Raw genomic sequence first — 12622 nt, forward strand, 5'->3', positions numbered from 1 at the left:
CTGAAAACACAGCCTTTTGCACGACCCTGCCCCGCCCCCCGACGGGGGTGTTGCGTGCGTGCGGTGGTTTAATAGCCTTCAAACCCGGGACCGGGATAAGTCGCTGCGTGCCTTATCGGGCACGTTGCTTCTCCTGTTCGCGAGGTCTCCCCATGCCCACCAAAGCTGCGCTTGCGCATATTCCCGGCCCGCCCGCCTCTCCGCTGGTCGGCCATACGATCACCATTGCGCGCGACAGCTATGGCACCCAGCAGGAGTACATCCGGCGCTACGGATCGGTCTACAAGACCAATATGCTCGGCGTCTGGCGGGTCAATCTCTGCGGCGCTGACGCGATGGAGCGGGTGCTGCTCGACCGCGAAAACCTGTTTTCCTCCGAAGGCGGATGGGACGCGTTGAAACGCATCTATCCCGGCGGGGTGCTGATGCAGGATGGCGATCACCACCGCGCCAATCGCCGCATCCTGCAGGCGGCCTTTCGCGCCTCAGCCATCCGCGACTATCGGCTGCGCATGACCGACGCCATGGCAGAGCTGCTGGCCAGCTGGCCGGTGAATGAGCCGTTCGACTTTTATGCCGCGATCAAGGATCTGACGCTGCGTTTGGGCGGCGCGGTCTTCATGGGGCTGCCGCTGGATGGCCCCTTGGCCAAGCGCGTGAACCAGGCGATTCAGGATGAGATCCGCGCCTCGGTCACTCTGATCCGCTGGCCGGTTCCGTTCACACCCATGTGGCGCGGGGTGCGTGGGCGCGACTTTCTGCGCGAGACCTTCCGCGCGCTGATCCCTGAACGGCGGGCCAACGGTGGTGATGATTTCTTTTCGCAGATGTGTCTGGCGCGCGACGAAGACGGGCGCGGCTGGACTGAAGACGAGATCCTCGATCAGTTCAACCTGCTGATCATGGCAGCACACGATACAACCGCCACGGCCCTGACGGTGATGATCGAAGCCCTGGCGGCACACCCCGACTGGCAGGAGCGGCTGATCGACGAAGTGGCCGCTCTGGGCGACGCAGCGCTGGATGAAGACGCGCTGGGGCAGATGACCCAGACCAACAACGTCTTTCGCGAAGCGCTGCGCCTTGTGCCGCCGGTGCCCTTTATCCCGCGCCAGACCACGCGGGACTTTCATTGGAAGGGCTACGACATTCCGACGGGGACATCGATTTCTCTGAACCCCGGCGTGACCATGCTGTCGCCGGAACACTTCAGCAACCCAACGGAGTTCGACCCCGACCGTTTCACGCCTGAACGCGCCGAAGACAAGAGCCACAAGTTCGCCTGGACTCCGTTCGGCGGCGGCGCACACAAGTGCATCGGCATGCACTTCTCGACCCTGCAGGTGAAACTCTTTGTCGCCACGCTGCTGCGCAAGTACCGGGTGGAACTGGCGGGTGAAGCTCCTGACTGGCAGCGCATGCCAATCCCCAAACCCAAGGGCGGCCTTCAGGTGGTCCTGAAACGTCCCTGAGGTTCGGGCGATCGGCCTTTTGTCGCCATACAGCTTAGAATTGCGCTGCATTAACCAGACTCTCTGCTTGAAACAGCCGCGCTTTACGCGTTAAGGGCCAGCGGAAGGCGTTTTTGGGGGGAAATGCCGCGCAATTTTTGTATGTGAGTGAATTGATGAGCACCGCCAACCTCTCTCCGATCCCGGAACTCTATGTCTCTTACGAGTCGGCCCAGAAGCTGAAAGCCGAAGCCGGCAATCTGATCAGCTGGGATCTGACGCCGCGCCAGATCTGCGACCTTGAACTGCTGATGAACGGCGGGTTCAACCCGCTGAAAGGGTTCCTCACTGAGGCCGACTACGACAGCGTTGTCGACAAGATGCGCCTGGCCGACGGCACGCTCTGGCCGATGCCGATCACGCTCGACGTGGGTGAAGACTTCGCAGAGAAGCTGGAGATCGGACAGGACATCGCCCTGCGCGATCAGGAAGGCGTGATCCTCGCCACAATGACCGTGACCGACCGCTGGGCACCGAACAAGGCGCTGGAGGCCGAGAAGGTCTTCGGTGCGGATGACGATGCGCACCCGGCGGTGAACTACCTGCACAATCAGGCGGGTGGCATCTACCTGGGCGGCCCGGTGACTGGCATCCAGCAGCCCGTACACTATGATTTCCGTGCCCGCCGCGATACGCCGAACGAGCTGCGCGCCTTCTTCCGCAAGGTCGGCTGGAAGCGCGTTGTCGCCTTCCAGACCCGCAACCCGCTGCACCGCGCGCATCAGGAACTCACTTTCCGCGCCGCGCGTGAAGCGCAAGCCAACCTGCTGATCCACCCGGTGGTCGGTATGACCAAGCCGGGCGACGTGGATCACTTCACGCGTGTGCGCTGCTATGAAGCTGTGCTCGACAAATACCCGGCGGCCACAACCTCCATGTCGCTCTTGAATCTGGCGATGCGTATGGCGGGCCCGCGTGAGGCCGTCTGGCACGGGCTGATCCGCAAGAACCACGGCTGCACCCACTTCATCGTGGGCCGAGATCATGCGGGCCCCGGCAAGAACTCCGCCGGTGAGGATTTCTATGGCCCCTACGATGCGCAAGACCTCTTCCGCGAGCATCAGGAGGAGATGGGCATCGAAATGGTGGACTTCAAACATATGGTTTGGGTCCAGGAGCGCGCGCAATACGAGCCCAACGACGAGATCAAGGACAAAGACAACGTCACCATCCTGAATATCTCCGGGACGGAACTGCGCCGCCGTCTGGCGGAAGGGCTGGAGATCCCCGAGTGGTTCTCCTTCCCCGAGGTGGTGGCGGAACTGCGCCGCACGCGCCCGCCGCGCAGCCAGCAGGGCTTTACCGTGTTCTTCACCGGTTTCTCCGGCTCCGGCAAATCGACCATCGCCAACGCGCTGATGGTCAAGCTGATGGAAATGGGCGGCCGCCCGGTCACGCTGCTGGATGGGGATATCGTGCGCAAGAACCTCAGCTCCGAGCTGGGATTCTCGAAAGAGCACCGCGACCTGAACATCCGCCGCATCGGCTATGTGGCCAGCGAGATCACCAAGAACGGCGGTATCGCAATCTGCGCGCCCATCGCGCCCTATGCGACCACCCGCCGCGCCGTGCGCGAGGACATCGAAGCCTTTGGTGCCTTTGTCGAAGTGCATGTGGCGACCTCCATCGAGGAGTGTGAGCGGCGCGACCGCAAGGGTCTCTACAAGCTGGCGCGCGAAGGCAAGATCAAGGAGTTCACCGGGATTTCAGACCCCTATGACGTGCCGAAGAACCCTGAGCTGAGCGTCGAGACCGAGAATGTCGATGTCGACAGCTGCGCGCATCAGGTGCTGCTCAAGCTGGAAAGCATGGGGCTGATCGCTGGACGCGTCTGAGCATTGGTATATTGAGACATTGGCCGTCGCCCCCGGGGCGGCGGCTTTTTCATACCAAACCGTCCGATCTTCCACCTGAGACATAGAACAGCTTTGTTCAAGCGCCGTTCCGATGGGGGGCGGAACGGCGCGGCGCAACAGTGCCTGTCGCGCTGAGCTGAGCCGTGTGTCTGAAATGGAAGATCGGATGCTTTAGGGAACCTGCGGCAGATGCGCAGTGCCGGACATGACGATTGCACCGTGGCCCGACACCTCGACCCCCGTGATGGCCTCACGCGGTCCCAAAACGCGGACCCGCGCCTGCCCGGGGCGCCCCATGCCGTGGCCCTGCTCGGCCACGAAGTCAGGGCGCCCAATCAGCCCATGCCTCCAGAGATAAGCCGCCATGGCACCGGTCGCCGAGCCGGTGAAGGCATCTTCGGGCGGGCTAGGCGGTGCCAGTAGCAAGCGGCTGAAGGTATCGCCCGCCTCCGTGGCGCCAGAAAGCGTCACCCAGAATGGCTCCAGCATGTTGATATCGGGCTGCGCCAGATGGCCCCCAAGAGCAGCCAGCGCATCAACGTCCAACCGCAACCGCTCCAACGCGGCGCGGTCCTTCAGAGCCGTGATGCAGAACGGCAAACCGGTCGAGACGACCTGCGGTGGGGCAATGATATCCTCGGCCTCAATCCCACCAACCCGCGCCACCAGATCCCGCGGCACGTCCGCCCCGAACGCGGGCGCGATCTGCGTCATTGTGACGTCGGTTCCAGAAACCCGCACCGGGATGATCCCGGCTGCGGTCTCGAGGCTCACCTCCCCATCTCCGATCAGGCCCCGGGCGCGCATGGCGACAACCGTCGCCACCGTCGGGTGGCCCGCAAAGGGGATCTCACGGCTGGCGAGGAAATAGCGCACGCGAATGTCCGCGCGATCCGATGGGCCGGTGAAGGTGCATTCCACCAGCGATGTCTCGCGCACATAGGCCATGCAGACGTCGTCAGAGAGCCCTGCCCCGCCATGCACAACGGCGCAGCCATTGCCGCCAAAGACTGTTTCGGAAAAGGCGTCGACCCAGTCGAAGTCATACGGCATTGACATGCTCCCAAAACGCAAAAGGGCCGCAGCATCTGCGGCCCAACGTCAGGATTTCACGTCACCTCGGTGCGGTCAATGCACCGCCACAGGCGCGTAGTCGTTCTGCCGCGCGAGGCGAAACGCCAGCTTCCGATCCGCGACCAGAGCCAGTTGCTGGCCATCGCTGTCATGAACGGCGTAAAGCTGATCCAGATCACCCGCCTGATCGCGCACCTCGCTGGGCAGTTCGGTCACGTCCACAGCCTTGACGTAGACAATCCGGTTTTCAGTTGGTGCTGTTTCGATCTGTTCATGCATAACAATTACCCCTTCTTGATATTAATCGTCTGAACAACGGTCTGAGGCTTGGCGCGGCTCAGATCCACATGCAGCAGGCCGTTTTCCATCACCGCCTCCCCCACATCGACCCCATCCGCCAGAACAAAGCTGCGTTGAAACTGACGCGCCGCAATACCGCGATGCAGGAAGACACGGTCTTCGGTGTCCTCAGACTGCCGCCCCCGAATCACCAATTGGCGATCTTCCACGGTGATCGACAAATCTTCTTCCCCGAAGCCAGCGACCGCAAGCGTGATCCGGTAAGAGAAATCCGACGTCTGTTCGATGTTGAACGGCGGATAGCCTTCGTTGCCGGATTTCGCGGTCCGCTCCAACAGGCGTTCAAGCTGCTCGAACCCCAACATATGGGGGTAGGAAGCCAGGGTCATTTTCGTCATACGACACGTCCTCATCAGTCAAGCGACAGTCTGGTGCAGGTCCCGTTTCGGCAACCCGCTTTTAAGAATATGGGAACCGAATATGTGTAAAGCAAGGGCTTTGCCGGGGGTTGGTGAATACCTATTATAGATTTGAGGCGACGTAGGAATCACTCACATGAATGCGCCCACGGACCTGTCGATGAAAACGGATGATGTGCTTCGCGTGGAGCTTGCCGTTTTCAAACGCGAGCATCGTGACCTAGACGAGGCCATTCAGGCCTTGGCCGAGAAGGGCATGGGCGACCAGCTGACCCTGCAAAGGCTGAAAAAGCGGAAACTGCGGCTGAAAGACATCATCGCGCAGATCGAAGACCGGCTGACCCCCGATATTATCGCCTGATCCCCTTGATTTAGCCGCATCTGGCGCATTGCTCAGGCAGCGCGACCCGCTATAGTGCCGCTTCTACATTTTTGTGCCAGGGGACCTCACACGCATGACCAAACCCGTCGTCGGGATCATCATGGGCAGCCAATCGGATTGGCCTACGATGTCGGAGGCCGCCAAAGTGCTGGAAGATCTGAATGTGGCTTACGAAAAGCGCATCGTGTCGGCGCATCGCACGCCAGACCGTCTATGGGACTATGGCCGCAAAGCGGTCAATCGCGGATTGCAGGTGATCATCGCAGGCGCGGGCGGAGCGGCGCATCTGCCGGGGATGATGGCTTCGAAAACACGCGTGCCCGTTGTGGGCGTGCCGATCCAGACCAAAGCGCTTGGGGGAGTCGATTCGCTCTATTCCATCGTTCAGATGCCGCGCGGGTTCCCAGTGGCCACCATGGCCATCGGCGCGGCAGGCGCAGTCAACGCGGGGCTGATGGCGGCAGGCATTCTCGCCTTGCAGGATGCGGCTCTGGCCGAGCGGTTGGAGGCCTGGCGCAACGCCCTCTCCGCCTCGATCCCGGAGGCGCCGGAGGATGTCTGATCCTCTGCCAACCAGTGCCACCATCGGTATATTGGGCGGCGGTCAGCTGGGCCGCATGCTCTCGGTCGCGGCGGCACGGCTGGGGCTGCGCACCCATGTGTTCGAACCCGGTGCAGCACCACCCGCAGGTGACGTCACCCACAAGTTGACCACCGCACCTTACGAAGATGTGGACGCGCTGGCCGCCTTTGCCCGCTCCGTCGATGTGGTCACCTACGAATTCGAAAACATCCCCACCGCAGCGTTGGACGTGATCGAGGCGCTGGCGCCGATCCGGCCCGGGCGCGAAGCCCTGCGCATCAGTCAGGACCGGCTGACCGAAAAGACCTGGCTAGAGGCGTTGGGGCTATCGGTCGCCCCCTTTGCAAATGTGACCGACCACGCCTCGCTGGAAGACGCGGTGCAGCGGATCGGCACGCCCTCCATCCTGAAGACCCGCCGATTTGGTTATGACGGCAAGGGGCAATGGCGGCTGACCACGCCTGCCGATGCCGCAGCGGCCTGCGCCGATATGGCGGGCGCACCCGCTGTGCTGGAAGGGTTTGTCGACTTCAGCCACGAGGTCTCGGTCATCGCGGCCCGTAGTCCGGCCGGAGAGGTCGCCTGCTTCGACCCCGGCGAGAACCTGCATGAAGATGGCATCCTGCGTCGCACGACCGTGCCCGCCCGGCTGACACCCAGCCAGCGCACCGATGCGGTGCTGATGGCAGCCAAAATTCTGAATGCACTGGACTATGTCGGTGTCCTTGGGGCGGAGCTATTTGTGACCTCCTCCGGCCTGGTGGTGAACGAGATCGCACCGCGCGTGCACAACTCCGGCCATTGGACACAGAACGGCTGTGCGGTGGATCAGTTCGAACAGCATATCCGGGCGGTCGCTGGCTGGCCTCTGGGGGACGGCGCGCGGCATTCTGACGTGGTGATGGAGAACCTGATCGGCGATGACATGGACCATGTGCTGGAGTTGGCGCGCGAGACAAACACCGCGCTGCATCTCTATGGAAAAACCGTGACAAAGCCGGGCCGCAAGATGGGGCATGTGAACCGCATCACCCCCGCGCGTTCGAACTGAGATCAGGCGGGGAAGAACCTCTCCGCAATGTCACCAGCGAGATAGCTGAACCGCCCGGCCACAAGAGTTGCTGCGACCCGGTGAGACATCGCATCGAGGATGACAAGATCGGCGCGCTTGCCCGGCGCCAGCGTCCCGCGATCCTGCAGGCCAAGTACTGCTGCAGGGCCTTCGGACACCAGCCGCCAGCTTTGCGTCAGGTCGAGCACACCGCTCTGGCTCAACATCAGCGCCGCACGGCGCGGGCTGGGATAGTGGTAGTCCGAGGCCAGCGCATCACAAAGCCCCATCGCAATCAGATCGACGGCCGAGACATTGCCATTGTGCGACCCACCCCGCACCACATTTGGCGCGCCGAGCACAACCGCATCCCCTGCGGATTGCGCCGCTTCTGCCGCCTCCTGCGTCTCGGGGAACTCCGCCACATGCACACCGCGCCGATGCCACCGCGCCCGTTGGTCGGCACTGCTGTCATCGTGGCTGCCCATGCGCACGCGACGCTCTTCAAGCTTTCGGCACAGCGCGTCCAGCGCTTCCGGCACAGCGTCTCGCCCAGCATGCAGCTGCTGCATCAGGGCGAAATGGTCTTCCGGGTTACGCCCGGCCTTCAGTGCCTGCCCCACCATACGCGGAGGCTTGCGGCCCTCGGCCAGCCGCTTGTGCGGCAGGTGATCGTTGAAGACCACATAATCCACCGCCCAATCTGCCGCGCGTTGCGGCAGGTTTTCATAAAGATCCAGCAGATGCGTCTCGAACCGCAGTTGCGCGCGCAGGTCGGTCACCAATGTCGGCGCCGTATCGCGGATCGCGTCGAACACCTGCGATCCAAACTCCAGCCCGCGCAGCCCGCCTTCCCAGCTGACAAATTGCGCCAGAACGGCGGTGGTGATGCCGTTTGCGGCCAGTTCCGCCTCAACCGCCACAAGGCCTTCGGACATCTGCTTCATCGCGCCCCGGCGTGGCGCCAGATGCCGCTCAAACCCGTCGCCATGCACATCAACGATCCCCGGCAGGACAAGATAGCCGTTCAACGGAACCGCGCGCCCGGTCGGAGCATCCGCAATCAGCCCCCCCGCCAGCGACAGATCCCCTTGGCGGAGGCCGTCTGGCAGAAGCACCTGTGCGCCCTGAAGATTAAGGTCGGCCAATCATCTCACCCACAGTGGGAACGCAATTGCCGTCTGGACACCCGAGTTGCGACAAGACCGCATCAAACCAGGTGAGCGACCGGTCAAAGCGGCCCGTGCTCAGAAAGGCGACGGTCTGTGCAATCACGCGCGGGTTGTTCATCATGAAAGTATGCGTGACCGGCAGAACAAGGTGGTCGTTCATGCCCATGACCCGCGTGGACGCGACGGAGACCTTGCCATCGTCTCGCCCAGGGATCAGCGAGGAGAAATAGGGGTTGAGCGACTGATCGCCCGCGATCACCCCCAGCTCGAAGGTCACGGCCGGAAGCTGGCGCGGCAGATCATTCACACCGGTGCCCAACTGCGCGCCAGCCGGGCCACTGATCCAGTCGAAAGCCTCGATGTCGTCCAGCGCATCCACCACTTCGCTACCCTGGTTTGGCGGCGCCAACATGACCACGCGCCCGATCCGCTCCGCATTGGTTTCGGCAACCCATTGGCGCAGCAGGATGCCGCCCATTGAGTGGGTCACAAAATCGATCTTGCCGCGCGGACCGCAGCGCGCCATGGCCTGCGGCAAGGTTTGCTTGGCAAGCTCAGCCACAGGCGCCTCTGTCGACGGATACCCCGGGCGCACGACCATGTAACCTTCGGCATTGAGCGCGGCCTCCATGAGCGCAAAGGACAACTCAGTCCGTGCCAGCCCGTGCAACAGAACAGCGCACTTCGCATGTGCCGTTGTTCCGGCGAGGGCCAACAGGACAGCGGCCAGCAGAACTCTCACAGCTTTGGTCATAAAAGAGGAGGTAGTGTCATTCAGGGCATGAGAAAAGGATAACGTGACGGGCATTTGACAAAATGTAAGGTGCCGCCAGCGGCATGCCGCTTCGGACGGCATCAGCCCTCCTGCCCGCTCTTGGGCTCGGCTGTGATGGCAAGGGCTATTCCGCAGACCACCAGCGCGGCCGCAAGGGCCACAAGCAGGCTGATGCCCTCTCCCAGCAGCAAGGCGCCCCCCAAAAGGGCAATGATGGGAACGCTCAACTGCACAACGGGGGCGAAGTTCTGCGCCAGCCGGGGCAGTACCGAATACCACAGCGCGTAACCGAGGCCGGAAGTCACACCGCCGCACAAGATCGCAAGGCCCCAGCCAATCAGGCTGCCATGTTCAGCAAACCAGAACAGCGCGCCCGCAGTCAAAGGCAAACACAGGATGAAGTTCGCAGTGGTCGCGGCGAGCGGGTCCGTTTCGCCTCGACCAGAGACTGTATAGATCGCCCATCCAATCCCGGCCACAATCATGAAGCCCGCGCCCATCACATCTGACTGCCCCCCCGCTCCGGGCCAAAGCGCGAGCATAAGCCCCAGAAACGCGATTGCGGCACCAAAGAGTTGCCTCGGCGAGGGGTGTGTCCCGGTCAGAGCGGATTGCGCGAACATATAGATCTGCACCACTCCAAAAAGGATCAGGGCACCGAGGCCCGCATCCAGCGTGAGATAGGCCAGCGAGAACCCGGCCATATAGACTGCGAGGCTGATGCACCCGACGGCGCGCGACCGGCCAACCCATCGGATGCGTCCGCCCTTGAGCACGAGGACAGCGCCCAAGGTCGCCGCCCCTGCAAGCACACGGATGATTGCAAAACTGCTTGGGTCTATGTGGCCTCCGTCGACCGCAAGCCGTGTCAGCACGGAGTTGGACGCAAAGGCAACCATGGTCAGGGCGGTCAAGACAACAAGCTGCATGCCGCTGCCTTAGCGTTTTCCCCATGTCAGGCCAAGGGGTTGCCTCCCGCCAGCGGCGCCGTGCGATGATCTGTTGCCGATTTCGCAAGGGTGTGGCGGCAGAGACATCCTCCCCAGGTTGCAAACGTCTTAAACCGGGGATCAACCGGTGTTTTGGTAAAACGATGGAAAAACAGAAATACCAACGACGCAACCTGCGCGAGGCCCCCTTCGCCAGGGACCTGCACATGCTTGGCTCAAACAGGCTTGGCTGTCTGGGGTCTTAGCACCCTTCGTGGATCATTCTTGACCAGCTGAAGGGCCCCGTTCTGCCGCAGTTGCTTGTGTCGCCTGCAACGCTATCGGACTGAATTCACGCGGGCCAACGTGCTTCGAAAACAGTCCCACTGTCGGCTTCCGACGCGGCAACCTGAATATCACCCCCATGCAGGCGAACAATTTTCCGCGCAATCGCCAGACCCATTCCGCTGCCTTCCACCTCGTCTCGCGGACGCAAAGTTGTCATTGCGCCAAAGATACGGTCCTCGAACTCAGGCGCGATGCCGGGACCGTCGTCAGCAACAGTGAGGACGACATCAGAGCCTTCTTTCCGACTGCTGACCACGATTTCTCCGGATATCTTGTTGTGATGCTTGATCCCATTCGACACAAGAACCGTCAGCAAGGTGAGCAGGTCACGCTCGCCAAATCTGAACCGGGCATGCTCCAGCGTCCGCTTTATCTTGAACCCTGCTGGAATTGGTAGCTCATCAAGCACGTCATCCAGAGCGGCAGCAAGATCGACCTCCACCACCGATTGCATCCGCCCAACCCGTGAAAAGGCAAGCAGATCAACCAGCATGCGATCCAGCCGTCCCGTATGGCGGTTCATCAACTCGATGCTTTCCCCAATCGACCCGTCCATCCGGACCCCCGCCTCCGCCAGATCCTCCTCGATCCATTGGGGCAATTCGATCAGGGCGCGGACAGAGCTACGCACATCGTGACTGATCAGATAGATGAAGTCCTCGAAATCCGATGAAGCCGCCACCTGTCTGGACGGGTCTTCCGCCATTGCGGTCCCGGTCGAAAGAGCGTTTGTGGTCATCAGATCGGACTCCAAAAAGGCCTAAGTCGGCGTAGGCTACCTCAGAGCGTTGAAGACACCGTTAAGGCCCGTTGCGTTCAGGTGCTTTTTGCATCACGCAGGACCCTGGCGATATTTGCCGGGTAGCGGGCGCGCAGCTGTCGCCACCGCGTGATCTGCCGGGCGCGGCCATAGCGGCTGGTGATCATTTCCCACAGCTGCGCCGTTCGGTCCAAGGCACCGCGCGGATCCGTCTCTCCGCTCAATACAGCAAAAAGCGCGTCATTCAGCACCCGAAAATACTCCGAATGACCGTGAAGGTAGAGGTCCGGAATAGCCTGTTCCAAACTGGCCTTATGTACCGTCAAGAATTCGGGTGAATAAACCTCGCGGATCTTTGAATCAGCGTAGTGTTCGGGCCGGTTCGGGTCGAAAAAGCCCCCGGCTTCGCGGACGGACCGGGTCGACATTTCCGGCGTCGAGGCGAAGAGCGAGAAGAGGTATCCGATCCGGGGGCGGGAGGATGCGCGATTGACGACAAAGCTCCACCCCCAATTGAAATAGGGGATAGAGACCGGCGCGCCACCCGGCCCAAGCGGCCCTCCCGGAGGGGCGCCGTAGGTCAGCCGCCCGCGCAAGGCCGCGCCCTTTTCATTGAAGGACTTTTGCGCGCCCCCCCAGCCAATGTTGCAATAGGTCTGCCCGCGCAAGAACGCCTCCCAATTCTCGACAAATGTGAAGCTGCCAGTACCCGGATGTAGATGTTCGGCTGAGCGGCGCATGTCTGCCAGTGCGACATGTCCCTCGGGCGTGTTTATCTGACACTCCATATCTTCGGAAAAAGGCCACATGCCATACCCATGCAACCGCATCCAGAATTCCCAGGCCACATAGTCGGGCGTGCGCAGCAAAAGCCCTCCGAAAAGGCCCTCATCCGGCCGATGAAACCAAGCCATCTGCCTGTCCAGCTCTTCCCAGGTCTGCGGGACGTCAAGGGCAGTGCCATATGTATCCGCGTACCTTGCCTGTTCGACCGGATCCTGCAAAACTTCCTTCAAGTAGAACATGATGTAGGCGTCGCCATCCGCCTGAAAACCATAGGTTTTTTGATCTACAGTATCGCCTAACCGGTAGATCGACCCCTCGCGAAAGCCGGCAGGCTCATAGGCGTCCACAAAATCATCCAAAGGCAGAATAACGTCAGATGACACAAGATCCGGCAAGCCGTAGGTCGCTGGCAGCGCCACATCAAAACTGCCCTCACCCGCGATCACTTCCAAGGCGATACGCGCCGTCAGGCTGTGTGAGGCAATACTGCGAAGGTCAATCTCAACCCCGGTCATGGCGGTAAAGGCCTGCGTGATCGGAAATAGGTTGCGCTGCGATCCCTCGGGGCACAGAACCGACAGTTTTCCCGGCGCAGGCCCTGTGGCATCGCGAACCCATTGGGCAACCTGCTCATGCAAAGTGAGATCTGCAGCCATCGCAAGATGAGCGGGAAGAG

The 12622-nt window shown here is 61.7% G+C and carries 13 protein-coding genes; 5 read left to right on the forward strand and 8 right to left on the reverse strand.

Translation table 11 applies throughout. The annotated features are described in order from the left end of the window. Positions 1-152 precede the first annotated feature (152 nt). Both So717_RS19665 and So717_RS19670 read left to right on the forward strand, forming a co-directional pair. Positions 153-1472, forward strand: coding sequence for a cytochrome P450 (locus So717_RS19665; RefSeq protein ID WP_159980511.1), 1320 nt, complete (start codon positions 153-155; stop codon positions 1470-1472). A gap of 155 nt (positions 1473-1627) precedes the next feature. Continuing rightward, positions 1628-3346, forward strand: a complete 1719-nt coding sequence (locus tag So717_RS19670) for a bifunctional sulfate adenylyltransferase/adenylylsulfate kinase (RefSeq protein WP_174239072.1) — start codon at positions 1628-1630, stop codon at positions 3344-3346. Positions 3347-3538: 192 nt separating this feature from the next. On the opposite strand, the gene So717_RS19675 is transcribed toward So717_RS19670, so the two are convergent. From So717_RS19675 to So717_RS19685, 3 genes are all read right to left on the reverse strand, one after another. Further along, positions 3539-4420 carry a PhzF family phenazine biosynthesis protein gene (locus So717_RS19675; RefSeq protein WP_159980513.1) on the reverse strand — a complete coding sequence of 294 codons (882 nt, stop codon included), beginning with the start codon at positions 4418-4420 and terminating at the stop codon, positions 3539-3541. A gap of 75 nt (positions 4421-4495) precedes the next feature. Continuing rightward, positions 4496-4720, reverse strand: a complete 225-nt coding sequence (locus So717_RS19680; RefSeq protein WP_159980515.1) for a DUF1150 family protein — start codon at positions 4718-4720, stop codon at positions 4496-4498. Between the two features lie 5 nt (positions 4721-4725). Next, the gene (locus So717_RS19685; protein WP_159980517.1) at positions 4726-5139 is read right to left on the reverse strand and encodes an Hsp20 family protein; all 414 of its coding nucleotides are present in this window, start codon (positions 5137-5139) and stop codon (positions 4726-4728) included. A gap of 157 nt (positions 5140-5296) precedes the next feature. On the opposite strand from So717_RS19685, the gene So717_RS19690 reads away from it, so the two are divergent. From So717_RS19690 to So717_RS19700, 3 genes are all read left to right on the forward strand, one after another. Next, positions 5297-5521, forward strand: a complete 225-nt coding sequence (locus So717_RS19690) for a YdcH family protein (RefSeq protein ID WP_159980519.1) — start codon at positions 5297-5299, stop codon at positions 5519-5521. Positions 5522-5615: 94 nt separating this feature from the next. Continuing rightward, positions 5616-6104 carry a 5-(carboxyamino)imidazole ribonucleotide mutase gene (gene purE, locus So717_RS19695; RefSeq protein WP_159980521.1) on the forward strand — a complete coding sequence of 163 codons (489 nt, stop codon included), beginning with the start codon at positions 5616-5618 and terminating at the stop codon, positions 6102-6104. Beyond that, positions 6097-7176, forward strand: a complete 1080-nt coding sequence (locus tag So717_RS19700; protein ID WP_159980523.1) for a 5-(carboxyamino)imidazole ribonucleotide synthase — start codon at positions 6097-6099, stop codon at positions 7174-7176. Before purE ends, So717_RS19700 begins: the two co-directional genes overlap by 8 nt. Before the next feature lie 2 nt (positions 7177-7178). On the opposite strand, the gene So717_RS19705 is transcribed toward So717_RS19700, so the two are convergent. The 5 genes from So717_RS19705 to So717_RS19725 all read right to left on the reverse strand — a co-directional run bounded on the left by So717_RS19705 (position 7179) and on the right by So717_RS19725 (position 12602). Beyond that, positions 7179-8324, reverse strand: coding sequence for an alpha-D-ribose 1-methylphosphonate 5-triphosphate diphosphatase (locus So717_RS19705; protein ID WP_159980525.1), 1146 nt, complete (start codon positions 8322-8324; stop codon positions 7179-7181). Next, entirely contained in the window at positions 8311-9102 is a 792-nt protein-coding gene (locus tag So717_RS19710; RefSeq protein WP_159980527.1) for an alpha/beta fold hydrolase, read from the reverse strand. The genes So717_RS19705 and So717_RS19710 overlap by 14 nt, the downstream gene beginning before the upstream one ends. A 101-nt stretch (positions 9103-9203) precedes the next feature. Then, a complete protein-coding gene (locus So717_RS19715) occupies positions 9204-10052 on the reverse strand; it encodes a DMT family transporter (protein WP_159980529.1) in 849 nt (282 codons plus the stop codon). Between the two features lie 352 nt (positions 10053-10404). Then, positions 10405-11139: a sensor histidine kinase gene (locus So717_RS19720; protein WP_159980531.1), complete on the reverse strand. Its 735-nt coding sequence runs from the start codon at positions 11137-11139 to the stop codon at positions 10405-10407. Positions 11140-11216: 77 nt separating this feature from the next. Further along, positions 11217-12602 carry an ABC transporter substrate-binding protein gene (locus So717_RS19725; protein WP_159980533.1) on the reverse strand — a complete coding sequence of 462 codons (1386 nt, stop codon included), beginning with the start codon at positions 12600-12602 and terminating at the stop codon, positions 11217-11219. Between the last annotated feature and the right edge of the window lie 20 nt (positions 12603-12622).

The organism is Roseobacter cerasinus (assembly GCF_009811755.1).
Classification (GTDB): domain Bacteria; phylum Pseudomonadota; class Alphaproteobacteria; order Rhodobacterales; family Rhodobacteraceae; genus Roseobacter; species Roseobacter cerasinus.